This window comes from Jeotgalibacillus sp. 10bf12, assembly GCF_055597105.1.
Map to the genome: position 1 here is coordinate 3198467 of NZ_CP200276.1, position 20872 is coordinate 3219338.

Annotated in this window: 20 protein-coding genes and 1 riboswitch; of the genes, 6 read left to right on the plus strand and 14 right to left on the minus strand. The window is 44.1% G+C overall.

The window, feature by feature from the left end:
* Positions 1 to 30: 30 nt before the first annotated feature.
* The 12 genes from DH10bf12_RS16710 to DH10bf12_RS16765 form a co-directional block, all read right to left on the minus strand.
* Positions 31 to 699 (minus strand): methionine ABC transporter permease, encoded by a 669-nt coding sequence (locus tag DH10bf12_RS16710; protein ID WP_471736348.1) that lies wholly within the window; start codon positions 697 to 699, stop codon positions 31 to 33.
* Complete coding sequence (locus DH10bf12_RS16715; protein ID WP_471736349.1) at positions 692 to 1717, minus strand: methionine ABC transporter ATP-binding protein; 1026 nt, start codon at positions 1715 to 1717, stop codon at positions 692 to 694. Before DH10bf12_RS16715 ends, DH10bf12_RS16710 begins: the two co-directional genes overlap by 8 nt.
* A 139-nt stretch (positions 1718 to 1856) precedes the next feature.
* Positions 1857 to 1959, minus strand: a riboswitch (SAM riboswitch).
* Between the two features lie 95 nt (positions 1960 to 2054).
* Positions 2055 to 2384: a thioredoxin family protein gene (locus DH10bf12_RS16720; protein WP_471736350.1), complete on the minus strand. Its 330-nt coding sequence runs from the start codon at positions 2382 to 2384 to the stop codon at positions 2055 to 2057.
* On the minus strand, positions 2384 to 2740 hold the full coding sequence (locus tag DH10bf12_RS16725) for a toprim domain-containing protein (RefSeq protein ID WP_404404635.1): 357 nt from the start codon (positions 2738 to 2740) through the stop codon (positions 2384 to 2386). The genes DH10bf12_RS16720 and DH10bf12_RS16725 overlap by 1 nt, the downstream gene beginning before the upstream one ends.
* A gap of 500 nt (positions 2741 to 3240) precedes the next feature.
* Positions 3241 to 3624: a glycine cleavage system protein GcvH gene (gene gcvH / locus DH10bf12_RS16730; RefSeq protein ID WP_039810781.1), complete on the minus strand. Its 384-nt coding sequence runs from the start codon at positions 3622 to 3624 to the stop codon at positions 3241 to 3243.
* 82 nt (positions 3625 to 3706) lie between these two features.
* Complete coding sequence (locus tag DH10bf12_RS16735; protein ID WP_471736351.1) at positions 3707 to 4066, minus strand: arsenate reductase family protein; 360 nt, start codon at positions 4064 to 4066, stop codon at positions 3707 to 3709.
* A 15-nt stretch (positions 4067 to 4081) separates the two neighbouring features.
* A complete protein-coding gene (locus tag DH10bf12_RS16740; RefSeq protein WP_471736352.1) occupies positions 4082 to 4384 on the minus strand; it encodes an ArsR/SmtB family transcription factor in 303 nt (100 codons plus the stop codon).
* A gap of 13 nt (positions 4385 to 4397) precedes the next feature.
* A complete protein-coding gene (locus tag DH10bf12_RS16745) occupies positions 4398 to 5168 on the minus strand; it encodes an SDR family NAD(P)-dependent oxidoreductase (RefSeq protein WP_471736353.1) in 771 nt (256 codons plus the stop codon).
* A gap of 231 nt (positions 5169 to 5399) precedes the next feature.
* Positions 5400 to 7184, minus strand: coding sequence for an acyl-CoA dehydrogenase family protein (locus DH10bf12_RS16750; protein WP_471736354.1), 1785 nt, complete (start codon positions 7182 to 7184; stop codon positions 5400 to 5402).
* Positions 7185 to 7392: 208 nt separating this feature from the next.
* Positions 7393 to 8571, minus strand: coding sequence for an acetyl-CoA C-acetyltransferase (locus DH10bf12_RS16755; protein WP_471736355.1), 1179 nt, complete (start codon positions 8569 to 8571; stop codon positions 7393 to 7395).
* 341 nt (positions 8572 to 8912) lie between these two features.
* The gene (locus tag DH10bf12_RS16760; protein ID WP_471736356.1) at positions 8913 to 11291 is read right to left on the minus strand and encodes a 3-hydroxyacyl-CoA dehydrogenase/enoyl-CoA hydratase family protein; all 2379 of its coding nucleotides are present in this window, start codon (positions 11289 to 11291) and stop codon (positions 8913 to 8915) included.
* A gap of 353 nt (positions 11292 to 11644) precedes the next feature.
* Entirely contained in the window at positions 11645 to 12562 is a 918-nt protein-coding gene (locus DH10bf12_RS16765; protein WP_471736357.1) for a proline dehydrogenase family protein, read from the minus strand.
* Between the two features lie 177 nt (positions 12563 to 12739).
* On the opposite strand from DH10bf12_RS16765, the gene DH10bf12_RS16770 reads away from it, so the two are divergent.
* Positions 12740 to 12946 carry a hypothetical protein gene (locus DH10bf12_RS16770; RefSeq protein ID WP_471736358.1) on the plus strand — a complete coding sequence of 69 codons (207 nt, stop codon included), beginning with the start codon at positions 12740 to 12742 and terminating at the stop codon, positions 12944 to 12946.
* A gap of 24 nt (positions 12947 to 12970) precedes the next feature.
* On the plus strand, positions 12971 to 13264 hold the full coding sequence (locus DH10bf12_RS16775) for a spore coat protein (RefSeq protein WP_471736359.1): 294 nt from the start codon (positions 12971 to 12973) through the stop codon (positions 13262 to 13264).
* 55 nt (positions 13265 to 13319) lie between these two features.
* Here the strand turns inward: DH10bf12_RS16775 and DH10bf12_RS16780 are convergent, their stop codons facing one another.
* Positions 13320 to 13571 (minus strand): DUF2573 family protein, encoded by a 252-nt coding sequence (locus DH10bf12_RS16780; RefSeq protein WP_471736360.1) that lies wholly within the window; start codon positions 13569 to 13571, stop codon positions 13320 to 13322.
* A gap of 234 nt (positions 13572 to 13805) precedes the next feature.
* Entirely contained in the window at positions 13806 to 14627 is an 822-nt protein-coding gene (locus DH10bf12_RS16785) for an ABC transporter ATP-binding protein (protein WP_471736361.1), read from the minus strand.
* A 351-nt stretch (positions 14628 to 14978) separates the two neighbouring features.
* Here DH10bf12_RS16785 and DH10bf12_RS16790 point away from each other — a divergent pair, with 351 nt between their 5' ends.
* From DH10bf12_RS16790 to DH10bf12_RS16805, 4 genes are all read left to right on the plus strand, one after another.
* The gene (locus tag DH10bf12_RS16790; RefSeq protein ID WP_471736362.1) at positions 14979 to 15296 is read left to right on the plus strand and encodes a thioredoxin family protein; all 318 of its coding nucleotides are present in this window, start codon (positions 14979 to 14981) and stop codon (positions 15294 to 15296) included.
* 18 nt (positions 15297 to 15314) lie between these two features.
* Positions 15315 to 16064 carry an HAD family hydrolase gene (locus DH10bf12_RS16795; RefSeq protein ID WP_471736363.1) on the plus strand — a complete coding sequence of 250 codons (750 nt, stop codon included), beginning with the start codon at positions 15315 to 15317 and terminating at the stop codon, positions 16062 to 16064.
* Positions 16065 to 16602: 538 nt separating this feature from the next.
* The gene (locus DH10bf12_RS16800) at positions 16603 to 19677 is read left to right on the plus strand and encodes an efflux RND transporter permease subunit (RefSeq protein ID WP_471736364.1); all 3075 of its coding nucleotides are present in this window, start codon (positions 16603 to 16605) and stop codon (positions 19675 to 19677) included.
* Between the two features lie 122 nt (positions 19678 to 19799).
* Positions 19800 to 20840, plus strand: coding sequence for an SDR family NAD(P)-dependent oxidoreductase (locus DH10bf12_RS16805; protein WP_471736365.1), 1041 nt, complete (start codon positions 19800 to 19802; stop codon positions 20838 to 20840).
* The last annotated feature ends 32 nt before the right edge of the window (positions 20841 to 20872 follow it).

The window sequence follows — 20872 nt, forward strand, 5'->3', positions numbered from 1 at the left end:
TCCCTTAGTGTGTTTTTATAATAAGCTAAATTAGCGTTTATCCAGTTTGTTGGTGAAGAAGTCTCCAAAGAATTGAATGATGAAGACGATTGCTAAGATAATGATGGTTGCTGCGAGCACTACGTCATCCCTGCTTCGCTGGAATCCGTCAAGGAATGCAAGGTTACCAAGTCCGCCTGCTCCGATGACACCTGCCATCGCTGTATAACCGACCAGCGCAATGGCTGTAACGGTAATACCTGAGATGAGAGCTGGCATTGATTCCGGAATTAATACTTTAAAAATAATCGTACTGATTTTGGCTCCCATTGATCTTGCCGCTTCAATGACGCCCTTATCAATCTCACGCAATGCAATCTCAACCATACGTGCGTAGAATGGTGCGGCACCAATTATCAATGCCGGCAAGGCTGCATCTGCTCCCCTGATCGTCCCAAGCAGAAAACGAGTAAATGGGATGAGCAGAATAATCAGGATAATAAATGGAATTGACCTGAATATATTAACGAGTGCTGTCGTAATGCCATAAGCGATTTTATTTTCCAGTAAGTTTCCTTTTGAAGTAAGAAATAAAAGCAACCCGAGTGCCAGTCCTAAGATAAATGTAATGATGACTGAAATGACTGTCATATAAATCGTTTCGTAGGTCGCCTCCCACATGACCGGCCACTCAACGTTCGGAAAAATCTGCTCAATCATGTGTGATCACCTCCACTCCGACACTTGCCGCTTCTAGAAATTCAATCGCTCGCGCTAACTCATCCGGCTGCCCGTGTAAATGAATAAACAATGAGCCGTATGCGCCGTTTTGCGTCTGCGAAATTTTCCCCTGCAGAATATTGACCTGCAGCTCGAATGAACGGATCAGATTTGTAACGACCGGCTGCTCAGCTGATTCACCTACAAAAGTCAGCTTGATCACTTTGCCGTCCTGGTACTCTTTCAGCAGATGCTCAATCGTATCTTTTGTTTCTTCAGGTTCTGTTACCTGCTGAACGAAACGTTTTGTGATGTTTTCTTTCGGCTGCTTAAATACGTCAAGGACATCTCCAAGTTCAACTACTTTACCGCCTTCCATCACAGCAACACGGTGGCAGATTTTTCTGATGACGTGCATTTCATGTGTGATCAGCACGATTGTCAGACCGAGGCGCTTATTAATATCCACCAGCAGTTCAAGAATTGAATCGGTCGTCTGAGGGTCAAGCGCCGATGTTGCTTCATCACAAAGCAGTACTTCAGGGTCATTCGCAAGTGCCCGTGCAATCCCGACTCTCTGCTTTTGACCGCCACTCAGTTGAGAAGGATAGGCATCTCCACGGCCATCAAGTCCTACAAGTTCGATTAACTCATCCACTCTTTTTAATCGTTCCTGTTTAGGAACACCTGCTATTTCAAGCGGAAAAGAAATATTTTCTCTTACAGACCTTGACCATAGAAGATTGAAATGCTGGAAAATCATACTGATTTTTTGTCTTGCTTTCCGCAAGTCTCCTCCTTTGATAGAGGAAATCAGCTTACCATTTATATCAACCTTACCTTCTGACGGCTGTTCAAGACCGTTCAGCATACGGATTAATGTACTTTTACCGGCACCACTGTATCCAATGACGCCAAAGATTTCGCCTTCGTGAATGTTCAGGTTAACTTTGTCAACTGCAGTCAGTGAACCGCTTTTTGTTTTAAATACTTTTTTTACATCTGAGATGGTTATCATACCATCACCCACTTTCGTAAATTAACTTATTATCCCGTTAAAGCAGGAAATTAAAATACTGCCTTCAAATAGTCCTGTTATATATAAAAAACGCCTCTCTGCGTGATGAGCAGAAAGGCGTCAAAAATTAAACGGCTTTCTCTCATCTACCAGGTATAAACCTGTGTGACTTGGCACCTTTCCAGTAAACTGTCGGTTGCCGGGCTTCATAGGGCACTTCCCTCCGCCGCTCTTGATAAGAGTTACGCGTATTCAGTTAAGATTCATTAAGAGTACGAGACAAATCGTATCATGTTCTTAAATTTACTGTCAACGAATTTTTTTCAAAATTGCACATTTACTGATTTGCCGGCTGTCCGGACAGTTCTCTGAATGCCTCAAAGATCGTTGGCACTGATTCAAACTTATAGATTTTCTGCACCATCTGACCATCTTTAAATAACAGCAGGCATGGGACACTTTCAATCTGATAACGCTCAGCAAGCGGTTCAACATAGTTTAGATCTGCTTTTCCGACCTCAGTATCCTGAATCGCAGCGGCTGTCACTTCAAGCATTTTCCCCGCAAGCTTACACGTCCCGCACATTGGCGTGTATAAATACATCGCTGACTGCTTTTTTTCCTGCAAACGCTGGTCCAGCGCTTCTATTGTCCATTCTTTTATCATTAAAGATTCATCCTTTTTTCTAAAAACTCAGTGTAAATATCAATATTTGCACCGGCTAAAATAACAGCCAGATGCTGCTCAGGAGCTGTTGCAACCTCACGATAGGCTTTGTCGATATAAAGATGATCCGCTTCAGGCATCTCTCTTTTAAACTGTTTTCGCAGCTTCTCACCTGCATCATCCGCATCCACAAGCACATAGACATCTTTTTCATACAACTCATCAATCAGCTCATCCATTTTCGTCAGGCTGATTGTGCCATTTGTACAAATAATATCAACCGGCTCTCTGATAATCGGCTGAACCTTACGCTTATCAGACTTACCCTCAACAATAATAACCTTTTTGCACTGCATTTCCCATCACACCTTCACCTAAGGATCGCACGGCTTTCTAACATGGTATGCTGCTGATTTAATTGTCGCCTGTACTGTTGAGAAATGCAAGTAAATGAGATGGGTGAAAATCTCTTGAAGTTAGTGTTGCTATATAGTGGCAGGTGTTTTCCGCTTCAGGGGGACTTCACGGCCGGGCGGTGAACCAGCAGGCTTCACCATAAGCCTCACCTGTCCCTTCCTGACGAGCCCCTTACGCTCCAATCACCTGCTGCGCAAATATGGATTCTTTCCCCATAAACTAATAACTGAAAAATTAGATACCGTTTATATTTCACATAGACAGGATGAGGTGAACGGAGCAGAAGGCGGCGACTCCAGCGGGATGTGACGGACAGGTGAGACCCCGCAGGCAAAGCCGAGGAGGCTCAGCGCCGTCCCCGCGGAAAGCGTCCGCCTGGCGCGCAGTGAGCCGGTTTCATAAAAAAACCGCCCACCCAACCAGGTGAACGGCACATCAATTAGTCTTCGTCTGTCATTTTGTCATATGCTTCAGCATCCATCAGTGCGTCAACTTCTGAGTCATCAGAAAGTTCAACTACGACCATCCATGCTTTTTCATATGGAGATTCGTTAACGTATTCAGGGCTGTCTTCAAGGTCTTCGTTCACCTCAACGACTTTACCGCTGACTGGTGCGTAAAGTTCTGACACTGTTTTAACAGACTCAACGCTGCCAAATGGCTCGTCTGCCTGCAGCTCGTCGCCTACTTCCGGAAGCTCAACAAATACGATATCGCCAAGCTCTGACTGTGCGAATTCAGTAATACCGATTCGTGCTTTACCGTCTTCAACTTTTACCCATTCGTGTTCTTCTGAATAACGTAATTCTTTTGGTGAACTCATGTGTTTTCCCTCCGCATATGAATGATTTCTATACTACTTCATATTGGCATAACAGGTGCCCGAAAACAAGAATTGTTTCTGATTAACCCTGCCATTTTTCTTCAAATTCCGGTTCTTTAAATCCAACTGTTACCTGATTGCCGTCAGTCGTCAGCGGACGCTTGATCAGTTTGCCGTCTGAAGCAAGCAGTTCAAGCTTTTCCTCATCTGACATGTCGGCAAGCTTATCTTTTAAACCAAGCTCGCGATACTTTACACCGCTTGTATTGAAAAACTTCTTCAGCTCAAGCCCGCTTTTCTTATGTAGCTCAGAAAGTTCTTCTTTTGAAGGAGGTGAATCGATTAAATGAATTTCTTCGTATGACACCTCATTTTGATCCAGCCATTTTTTCGCTTTACGGCACGTGCCACATTTTGGGTAAGTGTAAAAAGTAATCGTCATGTTCATTCCTCCTTGTTAATAACACCGGTCTTCCACGGTAATAATCAGATGCTTTAACGTTTCCAGCGCTCCCTCAAGAGCAAGAGAGTAATTGCGCTGCGTTCCATGCTGTTTCATTTTTAAAATACCCTGTTCACGCAGAATTTTCAAATGATGAGAAACAGCAGGACGGGAAAGCGGAAGTCTATCTGTTAATTCATTCACTGTCATTGAGTCTGTATCTGAGAGCATTAATACAATATCCTGACGATAAGGATCACTCAATGCCTGAAATAATGGAATACAGTCCCGAAATGCTTTTTCTGCCTGCTCCCCCATTTATGTCACCTCACTACTCTCTTTCCTGTGTCTTTCTAACGATGCTTGCTGCAGCTGACCTGGAGATCAGACGGCTCGCTCTGGACTGAAGTTTGTTCATGCCTCCAGGTATAATCTGCTTTTTACCATTCATAAATTCGATAAACGTGATTTTCGCTACCGCCTGCGGTTTCATCGTGCCATTGTTAAATAGCTTTGAATCATTCAATTCTGCTGTGTCTTTGCACCCTGTACTTGTAGGTCCTGGATACAATCCTGACACCTGCACGCCATGCTCAGCCCATTCATTATCGAGTGCTTCAGTAAATGATTTCACATATGCTTTAGATGCATAATACACCGCCATTAACGGTCCAGGGAAAAACGCAGCTGTTGAAGCGACATTCAGAATTTTTCCTGACTTCGCATTCACCATCTCACGGCCAAACAACTTTGTCAGTTCAGTTAGTGAAGTAATATTCAGCTGAATCATTTCCTGTTCTTTTTGCAGATCAGTCTGATGGAATTCCCCAAATAGGCCGACGCCTGCGTTATTAATCAGAATATCGACTGTCAGTTTCTGTGACTGCACCTGATCAAATAAGGTTTGAGCAGCTCCGGCTTTTGATAAGTCACTTTGAAAAACATGCGTTTCGATCGTATATTTCTCTGCCAGTTCATTTGCCAATTCATTCAGCTTATCTACACTTCTTGCAGCAAGAATCAGCGTATGCCCCTTCTCCGCATAAAGCTTCGCAAGCTCTTTCCCAATCCCACCGGATGCACCCGTAATTAAAACATTCATCCAACCACTCTCCTTATGTCTATATGTTTAAAAGTTTAAACAAATCGTAAGGATTTATTCAGTGGAAGTCAATTAAAGATGCTTTCCATAAGAAAAACCGCCTAGTTGTATAGGCGGTTTCTCACTATTTGATCGGTATTAATCGTTTATTTCATCAACCAGCTACAGGTTAGAGGGGGACGCGGAAAGCGCAGTCGCCACGTAAATCATTAGCGGTTTATAAAGTTAAAATCATACTACAAATTTCTCAGCATCAATCAGCTTCGCAGCCGCTTCACGCTTTACCGGAATCAGGTTCACTGGTGTGAAACGCGTGAACTTGCGAAGTGCAGAAAGCATCATGCGAAGTGAATCTCCGCTTTCAGCAGCAATCAGTGTTTCCTTTGCGTGCTGTTCGATCTCATTGAACGCTTCCTGACAGAAGATCTGTGTATAAAGAACCTTCTGCTGGTTCTTTTCAAGACCGGACTTTTCAACAGCCTTCTGTGTACGAAGAAGTGAAGACTCCATTGCGTATGCAAGTGATACGATATCAGCAATATTCACTAGAACTTCCTGTTCTGCTTCAAGCGCTTTGCCGTACTTCTGTGCAGCAAGACCTGCAGCCAGCAGACCAATCTTCTTCGCATTTTTCACAAGATACTCTTCCTGCTTTAGCGGCTCATCGCTGATTTCTTCAGGCATCATGCTCATCAGTTCTTCCTGAAGCGCCTGTGCTTTTTGAAGTAATGGCAGTTCTCCCTTCATAGCTTTACGAAGGTATGTTCCTGGAACCAATAAGCGGTTAATTTCGTTTGTTCCTTCAAAGATACGGTTGATACGTGAGTCGCGGTAGATACGCTCTACTTCGTACTCCTGCATAAAGCCATAACCGCCGTGAAGCTGAACTGCTTCATCCGCAATATAATCAAGTGATTCAGTGCCAAATACTTTATTTAATGAACACTCAATTGCATATTCAGCGATTGATTTCGCTACTTCTTTACCGTCCTTGATTTCTTCATCAGACAGCTGGCTCATACGATCTTCAAACAGACCTACTGTACGGTATACTGAGCTCTCTGTTGCATAAAGCTTCGCACCCATTGTCGCAAGCTTTTCCTTCGTCAGGTTGAAGCTTGAGATCGGAGTATTGAACTGCTTACGCTCGTTTGTATATTTTACAGCAAGCTCAAGCGCACGCTTAGAAGCTCCCACTGTACCTACGCCAAGCTTATAACGGCCAATATTCAGGATGTTGAATGCAATCACGTGACCTTTTCCAGCTTCACCAAGAAGGTTTTCTACTGGTACTTGTGCATCTTCAAGGATCAGTGTACGAGTTGAAGAACTCTTGATCCCCATCTTCTTCTCTTCAGCACCAACTGATACGCCGGAGAAGTCGCGCTCTACGATAAATGTAGAGAAGTGCTCGCCATCGATTTTCGCATACACAACAAATACATCAGCAAATCCAGCGTTTGTGATCCACTGCTTTTCACCGTTCAATACGTAGTGAGTGCCTGCTTCATTCAGCTTAGCAGTTGTTTTTGCGCCCAGTGCATCAGAACCAGAACCTGGCTCAGTCAGTGCGTAAGCAGCAATTTTCTCACCTGTAGCAAGTAATGGCAGATACTTCTGCTTCTGATCTTCGTTACCGAAAAGAACGATTGGCAGTGAACCGATTCCTACGTGTGCACCGTGAGTGATTGAGAAACCGCCCGCGCGTGACATTTTTTCTGCGATTAAAGCTGAGCTGACCTTATCAAGTCCAAGACCGCCGTACTCTTCAGGTACATCAGCACCTAAAAGACCAAGGTCTCCTGCTTTTTTCAGAAGCTTTACTGAACGGTCGAACTCATGGTTTTCGATGTGCTCTACTTCAGGAACAACTTCATTGATCACATAATCCTCAGTTGTTTTAGCAATCATTTTCTGTTCGTCTGTGTAATCCTCAGGTGTGAATACGCTTGAAGCTTCAACATCCTCAATCAGAAAGCTGCCGCCTTTAACCAATGCTTTTGTTTCGTTTGTCATGAAAAATTCCTCCCTTGTTTTTATGCTTTATTAACGCTGCTCATTTCGCTTCAGGCGGACGCTTTCCAAGCGGCCGGCGGTGAGCCTCCTCAACACTTCGTGTCTGCGGGGTCTCACCTGTCCGGCTTCTCGCTTAGGAGTCGCCGCCTTACGCTCCAATCGCTGCTAAGTTTTCAGTTGAACATTTCAATTCTTATTAAAAGTATGTTTAGTTAATCATTTCAAAGACGCCTGCTGCGCCCATTCCGCCGCCGATACACATTGTGACGACGCCAAATTGCTGCTGTCTGCGCTTCAGTTCATGAAGCAGTGACAGTGTGAGCTTAGTTCCTGTACAGCCAAGCGGATGACCAAGTGCGATTGCACCGCCATTAACATTGACAATCTCTTCATTCAGCCCGAGCTGTCTGATGACCTGGATTGACTGAGAAGCAAAAGCTTCATTCAGCTCAAACAGGTCAATGTCAGATAGAGAAAGTCCTGCAAGCTTCAATGCTTTTGGAATTGCTTCAACCGGTCCGACACCCATGATTTCAGGTGGCACGCCGCCTACTGCGAATGAGCGGAACTTAGCGATTGGCTTCAGACCAAGTGATTCTGCTTTTTCACGATCCATGACCATCACGGCTGCTGCGCCGTCACTTGTCTGTGAAGCATTACCTGCTGTTACAGATCCGGTCATTGAGAATGCCGGACGAAGTTTACCCAGGGATTCTACTGAAGAGTCGGGGCGTACGCCTTCGTCTCTTGAGAATGTGAATGTTTCTTCTTTCAGCTTATGGTCTCTTCCAACTGTACGTCGCGTTACTTCCACAGGTACAATTTCTTCGTCAAATATGCCGCCATGAACAGCTTTTGCTGCTTTCTGATGACTTCTGACTGCAAATGCATCCTGGTCTTCACGGGAAATACCGAATTTTTTCGCTACTTCCTCTGCTGTATGACCCATGCTCATATAGTATTCAGGCATTTCTTCTGCGATTTTTGAATTCGGTCGAACCGTATGACCCATCATAGGCACAAGGCTCATTGACTCTGCCCCGCCTGCGATGATTGTATCTGCCTGCCCGATCATAATGCGCTCTGCGCCGTATGCGATTGACTGAAGGCCAGATGAGCAGTAGCGGTTAATTGTGATCGCAGGAACCGTGTAATTCAGTCCTGCCAGTGCACCGATATTCCGCGCCATGTTCATACCCTGTTCTGCTTCAGGCATTGCACAGCCGAAAATCAGATCATCAATTTCACCGTCATAGTTTCCTGCACGCTTCAATGTTTCTCTGACAGCAAGTGCGCCCAAATCATCCGGACGTACATGAGCCAGTGATCCCTTTTTTGCTTTACCGACCGGAGTTCTCGCTCCGGCAACGATTACTGCTTCACGCATAATGCTCCCCCTTAAATGCTGGTGTGGTATTCTGGAACCGTCGATTTCCGCTTCAGGGGGACGCTTTCCGCGGCCGGGCGATGAGGCAGCAGGCTGCGCCATGCTTTGTCTCACCTGTCCCTTCCTGCCGCAGGAGTCGCCCCCTTACGCTGCAATCGACTAAATGATTTATCCAAATAAGCTTGTTATTCGTAATCTGTATACTGAATCGTAAAGTTATTTCACTCTATAAGCTGTTGATCTTCGTTACGGACGGAGACTCCTGCGTCAGAAGGGGCTCACCGCGCGGACGCGGAAACCGTAGTCCTCCACGGAAATCAACAGCGGTTATTAAATGCAGATTAGTTACGCAGCGGCTTTCCTTTTACAAGCATGTGCTGCATGCGCTGTTGTGACTTTGGTTTTTCGATCAGGCTTAGGAATGCTTCTCGTTCAAGCTGAAGCAGATACTCTTCATCTACTTCCGTTCCATAAGGTACTTTTCCGCCTGCAATCACGTATGCCAGTTTCTTTGCGATTTTCAGGTCATGCTCTGAGATGAACCCTGACTGATACATAGATTGTGCGCCAAGGAGCAGAGTTGCATAGCCCGGCTCTCCGACCACAGGTACTTTCTTCTTCACTGGCGCTGTATAGTTTTCAGCTAAATGAAGGACTGCCTGCTTCGCGTCATAGATCAGATGATCACCGTTGACACTGATGCCATCTGACTGACTTAGGAAGTTGTAGTCTCTCGCTTCAGCAGCAGATGTGGATACTTTCGCCATAGCGATCATTTCAAACACTCTGTTTGCAACTTTCTGAAGGTCAAAGTCTACCCCTTTTGGCAGGCTGTTGTAGTAATTCAGGTAAAGTTCTTTGTTGCCTCCTCCACCTGGGATAAGTCCAACGCCAACTTCTACAAGACCCATATACGTTTCTGCAGATGCCTGAATGTGGTCAGCCGGCAGACAAACTTCTGTTCCGCCACCTAATGTCATACCAAATGGTGCTGCCACAACCGGGAATGAACTGTATTTCAGCTTCATCATCGCCTGCTGGAAGTGCTTAACGACCATATCGATTTCAAAAACATTATCGTCCTGTGCTTCCATCAGGATCATCGCAAGGTTAGCACCGACACAGAAATTTTTCCCCTGGTTACCGATGACAAGCCCTTTATAGTTTTTCGATACTTCATCTACTGCGTAATTGATCATCTGAGTGATATCCATACCAATCGCATTGTTAGGTGAAGTGAATTCAAGAAGTGCTACGCCATCTCCAAGGTCAATCAGGCTTGCACCTGAGTTTTTCTTAATAACACCATTCTTTTTCTTCAGACGCTTCAGGTTAATTACTTTTTCATTTTCTTCAACCGGAAGATAAGAACCATTATGATAGAAGAAAAGGTCTCCATTTTCTTCTTTATAGAATGACTCATGACCCTCTGCGATCATGTTTTCTACCCATTCAGGTACGTTCAGCCCTTCAGCCTTCATGCGCTCAACTGACTTTGCAACGCCGATTGCATCCCATGTTTCAAATGGTCCTTTATCCCAGCCAAAGCCCCATTTCATTGCCTGATCAATACCTGTAATATCGTCAGCAATTTCACCATTTAGCTCAGCTGAATAAACGAGCACCGGTGGAAGGATCGACCAGAGAAGTTCTGACGCACGGTCTTTTCCGTATACAAGGGTCTTCATTTTTCCTGAGAATCCTTTTTCCTGCTTAGCCATCTCAACTGAAGCTGCTTTTAGCTTACCTCGCGCTTCATATTCAAGTGTCTCAGGGTTTAACTGGAGAATCTCTTTTCCTTCTTTCTTGAAGAAGCCCTGACCTGATTTACTTCCCAGCCAGCCGTTATCACGCATTTTCAGCATAAAGTCCGGCACTTCGAATACTTCCTTTTCCTGACCTTCCACCTGATCGTAGACGTTTTTCGCTACGTGGATAAATGTATCAAGTCCAACAACATCAAGCGTTCTGAAAGTGGCACTCTTCGGACGGCCGATTAATGGGCCTGTTACTGAATCAACTTCACCGACGCTGTAACCGCCTTTCAGCATCTCTTTTACCGTCACCAGTAAGCCGTATGTTCCAATTCTGTTGGCAATAAAGTTAGGTGTATCCTTTGCAAATACAACCCCTTTACCAAGCGTGTCTTCTCCAAAAGTCTTCATAAACTGAACAACTTCCGGGTCTGTTGACTGAGCCGGAATCACTTCAAGAAGCTTCAGATAGCGCGGAGGGTTGAAAAAGTGTGTGCCAAGGAAATGCTTACTGAAATCCTCTGACCTTCCTTCAACCATTGCTTCTATTGAAATACCTGATGTATTTGAACTTACAATACTGCCAGGTTTTCTATACTGATCTACTTTTTCAAATACTTTCTTTTTCACGTCAAGATTTTCAACAACCACTTCAATGATCCAGTCGGCTTCACTAAGCTGCCCCATATGGTCTTCAAGGTTACCTGCTGTAATAAGTGCTGCATTTGACTTTGAAGCAAGTGGTGCAGGTTTTTGTTTAAATAGTTTCTGTACAGCTCCCTGACTCAGGCGGTTTCTGACCTGTGGACTTTCGAGCGTCAGCCCTTTTGCCTGTTCCGCTTCAGTTAATTCCTTTGGAACGATGTCCAGCAGAAGCGATGGAATACCGATATTTGCAAGGTGGGCAGCAATGCCTGACCCCATGACACCCGAGCCGATTACTACTGCTTTTTGAATGTGTCTCATCTGTTAAAGATCCCCCTTTGAACTGAATCCGCATTTTTTGAATGAATGCTCATTCATTTTACGGCAAAAAAATATAAGAAAATTCTCTACATTTCTATTTTAATCAAGTTTTCAGAATAAAGCAACAGGAAATTAGAAGCGCTTTCATTATGAAGTGGAAAATTTTTATAAGGTGCGTTTTAGCTCTTGTACGGTCCGAATTGTTGCAGTTATGGCCCAGGATGTAGCAGTCTGCTCAAAAGTTGCCTTGATACACCAGGGAAGTTGTCTCTTTTCGCTGCCAGGTTGCACAGAACGGCTATAAAGTCTGCACCATACGAAAAAAGACTGCCCAAAACTGGACAGTCTCACGTTTATTTACTAATAATCCCTTTCGCCACAAATGCCACGTTCTGCGGGCGTTCTGCCAGGCGGCGCATAAAGTAGCCATACCAGTCAGTACCAAATGGCGTGTACACGCGCATTTTATAGCCCTGCTGGTGAAGCTCTCTCTGACGTTCTTCACGGATGCCGTAAAGCATTTGGAATTCAAATTGATCCTTTGAGATCCCATGCTTTTCGACAAGCTCTAATGTATAGTCAATGATTGCATCATCATGAGTGGCAACCGCTGTATAGTTACCATTTAATAGATGCATGTTAATGATCTTTTTGAAATTCTCGTCCACATCTCTTTTTTCAGGAAATGCAACTTCAGGTGATTCTTTGTAAGCTCCTTTTACAAGTCGAAGGTTTGGAGAGAATTCATTTAGCATCTTCATATCCTCTTCCGTTCGATAAAGGTACGCCTGGATCACTGTGCCGATGTTATCATATTCTGATTTCAGCTGTGTGAATACGCCTAACGTTTTACCGCATCGCTCGTAGTCTTCCATATCAATTGTGACAAAAACGCCGTGCTCAGTTGCCGCATCAAGGATTCTTCTCATATTTTCAAGGACAATCTCCTCTGATAGATCAAGTCCTAAAGATGTCAGTTTCAGTGAAAGCTCTGAGCCAAGATTGTTTGTACCAATTGCACGGACGGCTTCAATACAAAGCTCTGTGATTTCTTCTGCCTCCTGCTCATTGTCTACAAATTCGCCGAGACAATCGAGGGTTACACATAGACCTTCTTCGTTCAGTTCTTTAATTGTTTTTACTGCCTGTTCAACTGTTTCTCCTGCAACGAATCTGTTAGCACCAAATTTTAAGCCGTATTGCTTAGCCGCCTTCGTCATCGGCTTGTTAGAAGATAAGAATAAAAAGAAATCACGCATCACTTTTTCCATGATGACAAACCCCCTGAATCATAAATTTTGCAACCGCTTTCTATTTTTCTAAAATAAAGAATCCTTTAGCGGACTAGCATAATCTTATCATGCCATTCAGCATTTGAATACAAAAATCGACGCATATATTTCCATTACCTGCACATCCTATTCATGATGAAAAAGGAGGCGAAAAATATGACGCAGCAACAACTGTCAACAAAAGATCTTCTGTACTTAAAAGATGTACTTGAATGGAATCTGCTGGCTTCAAAGAAAGCACATTTTGCCGCTTCACAGTGCACAACGCCACAGTTAAAAACAATGCTTGAAGCATGCTGCACGATGCATAAGAATCACTATGAGAAAACGTCTGCTTTTCTGTCCGGTCAGCCGCTTCAATAAACTAAGTACTCAGGAGGAATTTCAATGCAGGACATTCAACAGACTGCCACAATGTCTGAAAAAGACTGGGCAACTGATCTTCTTATTTTAGAAAAACATCTTGCTGTCAGTTACAGTGTCGCTTCTAATGAAGCAAGTACAAATCAGCTTTTTCAACATCTTCAGTCAATCCTGAACGAAACGTCAAAACAGCAGCACACGCTCTACAGTTATATGGAGCAGCAAAACTGGTACAACCCTGCTCAGGAAACACCGGTTAATATTCAGAATGCTGCCAGTCAGGCGCAGTCAGATAAAAGTCAGCTGCCAGTTCATTAAAAGTCTGAAAAGCCGAAAAGTGTGTGAGCACTTTCCGGCTTTTTTTTATGGAATTTTAATCTTCTTGATCTTTATTTTCAGCGCGCACAGCTTTATTCTTTTGTTGAATGTCTCTTACAATTCTTTTCATTTCTTCTTTTCCTTCAGGATAGAGGCTATTCCAGTGTCTTGCGAGTGCCGGCATGGTTTTTGCAATATGGTTGTAGAGCACATACATTTTAATTTCTTCTATTGATTGTTCAGATGTGTCACCTGTTAACAATTCAGCATATTTTTCTACCATTGCATCCATTTTTTCATTCATCATTGTACTTACATCCCTTCCCTGTTTAGGTTTTTTTAATCTTATTATGGTAAATTTATGTGTTTTCAAATCACCTTATATAAAAGGGCAGCTGATTTCCGTTTCAGGGGGACGCTTTCCGCGGCCGGGCGTGTGAGCCGCCCCCCTCCACTACAATCACCTGCTGTGCAATTAAATTGATGAATGATTTGTAATGATCATAAAACAAAAACCGTCTAAGGGTAGACGGTTTTCGGGTTATGAAACTGCACCTGCAGTAGTTTTTGTTTCCTGAACAATGCATCGGCCTCTGCCGTGCGGGATGCATAACGGTGTACCGAACAGCGGGTCTTTTGTGACCTGGCAGTTCATCTCAAATACGTGACTGACAAGATCACAGCTGATGACTTCTTCAGGTTTCCCCTGGCTGTATACTTTACGGTCTTTTACTGCGATCAGATTGTGTGCGTATCTGCACGCAAGATTCAGGTCATGAAGCACCATTACGATTGTGCGGTTTTCACGTTCATTTAATTCAAAAAGTAAATCCAGAATTTCGATCTGGTGGGTCATATCTAAGTAAGTTGTTGGTTCATCCAGCAGAATCAGATCTGTGTCCTGTGCAAGTGTCATAGCAATCCACGCACGCTGGCGCTGGCCGCCTGACAGTTCATCCACAAAGCGGTCCTGAAGCTCAGTCATACCGGTTGCTCCAAGTGCACTGTTCACAGCTTCTTCATCCTTTTTGGACCATTGCTGTAGAAACCCCTGATAAGGATATCTTCCCTGCTTCACAAGCTGCAGGACAGTCAGACCTTCAGGTGCAACAGGTGATTGTGGCAAGATCGCCATTTCCTGAGCTACTTTACGGGATGAATAGCGATTGATTTCTTTTCCATTCAGTAAGACGTCACCGTCCTGAGGCTTTAGCAGGCGTGCCATTGAACGCAGCAGCGTCGACTTGCCACAGCCATTTCCCCCGATCAAAACAGATATTTCTCCTTTTGGAATAGTCAGATCAAGCTCTTCTATTATAATGGAATCTCCGTAACCTAATGTTAACGACTGTGTCTTTAGCATCTCATCCGAACTCCTTTAGTTTCCTTCGCGGGCTTCAGCAATTTCTCTTCTATTCAGTCTAGCTTCTTTTAAAGATTCAGTCAATGAATTTGAGAATCATTATCAGTAAATTTATAGAGTTTTATAAATGACAATATTAGTTTTCCTTAGATGGTGATTGGAGTGGAAGGGGGCGACTCCGGGACGATTAGTTGGAAGCTGAGACCCCGCAGCCAAAGGCGAGGAGGCTCAGCAACAACCGTCCGGAAAGCGTCCCCCTGAAACGTAAATCACCAGCCAGCTTATATAAAACATATTATTTTTGCCTTTTCATTAAAAAACTCTTATGATTCCTTTATGGAGGGATGAACAATGCAAGGAATTAAAAATAACGATCAATTTAGAGAAACAGTAAATCAGGATGAACCTGTCATTGTAAAGTTTACAGCAGACTGGTGCCCTGACTGCCGCAGAATGGATATGTTCATTGATGAGATCATGGACACTTATAATGAATACGGCTGGTATGAGCTGAATCGTGATGAACTGCCTGAGATTGCAGATGAACAGGACGTCATGGGGATCCCAAGCCTGCTCCTATTCAAAAACGGTGAAAAGAAAGCACACCTACATTCAGCTAATGCGAAAAGTCCTGAACAGGTAAAAGAATTTCTGGACGCGCAAAAGTAATCAGAGGAGAGATCAGCTATGACATCCAGAACGATTCAGGTCGGTGACACCCCTGTTTCAGCTTCAGTCGTCGCTTTCGACAAGGATGGCACGCTGTTCCAGGCAGAACCTTTTTGGAAAGCTTTAAATAAAGAACGAAAAAAGCGGTTCGTCTCCATGACTGGTCTTCACCACGGTGAAGAGTGGGACCGGATTATGGGTGTAAATGAAAGTGGTGTAGATCATAGCGGTCTTTTAGCAATCGCAAGTGAGGCTGAAGAAAAAACAGTCATTGCTGCTCTGCTCTATCAGTATACCGGCAAGCCCTGGATCGAATCTCGGGCGCTCGCTGACAAGCTGCTGGATGAGAGTAATCAGGCTTTAAATATCAAAGAAGCCTTTATCCCTGTAAATGGGGCAACTGAGCTTTTACAGGATTTGAAACAGGCAGGATACTTAGTCGGAATTGCCACTTCTGATAACAAAGAACGGACTGCTGCCTGTATGAAATTACTTGATTTTCATGATGCCGATTTTATCGTGACACCTGAAAATGTGTCTCACGGTAAACCCGCTCCTGATATGCTTGAGAAAATCTGCCGTGATTTTACTGTCCCGCCTGAAGAAGTATTAATGGTCGGTGACAGTATTGTCGACTGCATGATGGCAAGAGCCGCCGGCTGTAAATCAATTGCTGTGAATGAAAACCCTGAACTGCTTGAGGAGCTGTCACAAACAGCTGATTTCAGTCTTACGAGCGTAGCAGATATTTTAATAAAATGGGAATAATTATCTTTTTAATGGGGAGCATATTCTAATGAATATGCTCTTTTTTTGTGCAAAAATCTGATGATATGAATATGGTGCTCAGATGTCATTTTACCAGCTTCATATGGCGAGGTCGCTGCTTCAGATGAGGGCAATTCCTACCTCAGTCTGTGGAATACCTGCTTCAGCTGGAGGCAATTCCTACCTCAGCCGGTGAAACACCTACTTCAACTGGGGGCAACACCTACCTCAACCGGTGGAATACCTACTTCAGCTGGGGGCATACCTACCTCAGTCTGTGGAATACCTACTTCAGCTGGGGGCAATACCTACCTCAGCCGGTGAAACACCTGCTTCAGCTCACAGTATTCCTCCCTCAATCAGCAGAACAACTACTTCAGCTAAATTTATACTTGTACCAGTCGCCGGCATACCCATCTCATCCTCCTCCACACCTGCCCTGAATATTCTTTTACACATCCAAGCACCTTCATTCTTGACACAACTGTCGGTTTTGTGAAAAAGTTAGCTTATTGATAGAACAAATGGAGGTGCAACCATGTTTGAATGGGTGCTGAAAAGATCAAAAATATTTATGATTTTATTTGTATTATTCTTCATTGTTGGTGTGCTGACTTTCCTTCAGCTCCCACAGCGTGAAATTCCCGAGACGTCCATTAACATTTCGACGATCTCTACACCGTATCCTGGTGCAACACCGGAAACGGTTGAACGGACGGTTACAAACCCGATTGAGAGAAACCTTGATGGACTTGATGGGATCGACAGTATTTCCTCATCCTCTGCTGCAGGGTTTTCCCAGATCATTGTAACCCTGGCAGATGGAGCAGATCAGCAGGAAACTTTATCTGCCATCAGACAGGAAGTTTCAGATGCCGGCGCTTCTTTCCCGGAAGAAGTCATTGAGCCAACCGTCAGTGAAGCGGCTGCCAATTTCCCGGTTACTTCCTATATGCTGACTGCTGAGAGCCGCGAAGATTTTGAAGGGCTCAGAAGCTTAATGAATACCTGGGAAGAAGAGCTGTCAGCTGTTCCCGGTATTTCAGGTGTGACAGTAAAAGGGGTTCAGGAAGAAGAAATTATACTTACTTTAAATAGTGAAGACCTCGGTGAAAACGGCCTTGCTTTCCCGCAGGTGCTCACAGCAATTGAAGAAGAATTCAACCCGGTGCCGCTTGGCAAACAGGAAGCGGACGGAACCATTTATCAGCTTGCGATAGAATCATACAGTTCAGTTGATGAAATGGAACAGGTTGTCATCGGTCAAAATCCACAGGGTGAATCAGTCATGCTCTCTGATGTCGGAACGGTTGAAATTCAGCCGAAACAGACGGAGGATCTGATTACATTTGATGGACAGCCTGCCGTTTCAGTCACCACTTACTTAGAATCAGGTGAAGATATCCCTTCAGTCAACGAAGCAGTTGATGAGAAAATCGCTGAACTTGAACCGCTTTTACCTGAAGAAATTACTTTCGAATCATATTACTCTCAGGCAAACCTGGTAAATGACATTTTCCAGGGACTATTCTTCTCGCTTGGGATTGCAGTTCTCGCAGTTATTGTGACAAGCTCACTTGGCCTTACTGCCGGCGGAGCGATTGTTGTTGCGATCGCTGTACCGATGTCTGTATTAATGGGCATTATCCCGCTCCCGGGGGCAGGTGTTGACCTGAACCAGATCTCAGTGATCGGGGTAATCATCGCACTAGGTATTCTGGTCGATGACTCAATTGTTGTAAATGATAATATCCAGCGCAGATTCAAGCTTGGTGATAAAGCACTTCCGGGAGTTGTCACCGGTGTGAAGGAAGTTTGGGTATCCATTTTGACTTCCTCACTTGCGATTGTATTTACCTTCCTCCCTCTTGTCTTTTTATCAGGCGGGAATGGAGACTTTATCAGAGCATTACCAACAGTATTGATTACAACCATTATTGCATCAACGATCGTAGCATTGCTGCTCGTACCAATGCTCAGATACAGCTTTTACAGAAACACAACTAAAAAAATGTCCGATTCACCTGGACTGCTTGGGAAACCTTTAAATTTCATAGCTGATTTCTATGCAGATAAAGTGTTAAAGAGAACTGCTAAAAAACCTTTATTAACAGGCGCAATCGGCCTGCTCGTAACGACTTTATTATTTGGTCTGGTAGTATTCACACCATTTGAATTCTTCCCGGCTGCTGACCGTGAAGAAGTAACAGTGGATGTTACACTTCCAATCGGAACACCTCTTGAGGAAACAGAGAGTACATTACTTGAAATGGCAGATATACTTGAGCAGGACGAAGGCGTGTATGAAACGTCAGTCTTTGCGGGTACCGGACTGCCAAACCTTTTCAACAGTTCACTGAATACAACCGGGGATTATACCGGTCAGATCGTTGCCAGAGTGGACCGGGAAAATCAAACGTCCAAGGGTCTGATTGAAGATTATACGGATGAGTTAAGAAGCCAGTATCCTGAGGCCATCATTTTTATGGAGACCATTGAACAGGGACCTCCTTCAGGTGCGCCGGTTACGGTTACTGTCAAAGGACCTGAGCTTGATGAAATTGTATCTATTCGTGATGAGGTCATGACTCAGATTGAAGATCTTGGTGTTGACCTTGTTATAGACAACATTGGTGAAGAAGAACCGGTCATTTCATATGTACCGGACCGCGAAGCCCTTGAGGAAAATGACATTAGCATTCAGGCAATCAGCCAGCAGATCCGTCTTGTTACTGAAGGCATTCCAATGGCCGCATTTGATGATGGTGTCACACAGCGTGATATGAAACTGCTTGTTGACCCGGTTGAACAGGGCGAGGAAATTCCGCTCGATGAAATTGAGGTGGCTGCTTCACAACAGGAAGGACCGCCTCAGCTGATTCCACTTTCTGACCTGGTCACGGCTGAAGAAACTTCCCAGCTGCAGCGTATTCAGCATGAAGATGGTGAACGCGCCATAACGATTCGCGCATTCCCTGGTGAAGTAGAAGACCTTGAAGCAAAAACGACTGACATTGTAGAAGATGTACGCTCGTCGTTAAATGAAGATTATACACTGACAATCGGCGGGGAAAACGAATCACAGGATGATTTCTTCTCAGAGATTATCTTATTGTTCACGATTGTAATCTTCCTTGTATACCTGCTGATTGCATTCCAGTTCAATTCACTGTCACTGCCATTCCTGGTACTGACAGCTGTATATCTGGCGATTGCAGGTGCGATACTCGGACTATTTGTAACGCAGACGCCGATCAGCTTCCTTGCTGTCATGGGTATGGTTTCACTGACCGGTATCGTCGTCCGGAACTCTGTGGTGTTGATTGACTTTATTGAACAGGGTGTCGCAAACGGAATGAACGTAATGGATGCCGTCATTGAGTCCGGACGTGTCAGAATCCGACCAATCATTCTGACTGCTGTTACTTCAATTGTGGCACTGGTTCCTGTTGCCGTAAGCGGTGATGCTCTATTTACACCGCTCGCAGTTACGATTATTGCCGGAATTGCGTTCTCGACACTATTAACACTGATTATTGTACCAATGCTTTATCTTGTATTCCTGCGTTTTAGACGTAAAGGAAAAGAACTGAAAAGAAGCGGTCAATATTAATTGATTTCAGAGTCGTCCTATATGGGCGGCTCTTTTTAATACTTATAATCCTGTACAGAGTTCAAATCTTCTCCCTTCTTTTGATATAATAAGGTTCTAATGCTTTTCCAAAGGAGATCACAATGAATATTATGATAACCGGTGCTACAGGCTTTGTAGGATCCAAGCTTGTACGTTCCCTTTTAGATAACGGTCACACACTTTACCCTGTCGTTCGAAGCGAACAGAAAATCAACCAGCTGATTGAACAGCTCCCTGCAGATCAGGGTGAAAGAATTCATCCTGTTTCAGGTGATATTACACAAACTGATTTTGGAATCAGCGATGCCGATGCGCTGGCAGGCAAGATTGATACCCTTTACCATACAGCTGCTTTTTTATCGTTTGATCCGGCTGACCGTGAGAAGACGTTCCTGGCAAATGTGGATGGTACTGCACATGCGCTTGAACTCGCTGAAAAATTACAGATCCCCACCTTTTATCATGTCAGTACTGCCTATACAGCAGGGATTGAGAATATCTCTGATGAAGAAATTCATTCAAAGGATAGAGCTTTTGTTAATGACTATGAGGAAAGTAAAAATCATGCTGAGCACCTTGTGTGGAATAAACGTCATGATTTGAACGTGAGTATTTTCAGACCTTCGATTATTATCGGTGATACGAATACCGGTGAAGCTGATACAACTTTTGCACTCTATGGACTGCTGAAGGCCGTAGCATTACTGAAAAAGCTGATCAGACGCGGTCGTATCGATGAGAACAGAATCATCAGGCTGCTTTGTGATCCTGAAGCCTCTAATAATGTGGTTCCGGTTAATTATGTGGTAGATGTTCTGACAGCTGCTGCTACACATGCAAAAGCAGACCATATTTATCACATTTCCAATAATGAAGCACCGGATAATGCGGATGTGATGAAGTGGATTAAAGAACAAAGCGGTGTAGAAAACCTCTCAGTCACTGCAGATGCGATGGATTTGTCTGATGAAGATGCAGTGATTAATGCACCGATGAGCGTTTTTCACTCTTATCTTTCTCGTACAGTGATTTTTAGAGATGAAAATACACAGAGATTATTGAAGGATGCCGGGTATCCTGCATTTACATTAACAAGCCGTCAATATCAGTCATTAATTAAAGCTTATTTTATGCATTCTTAACGACTAACCCCTCTAAAAGGTGTAAACAGCAA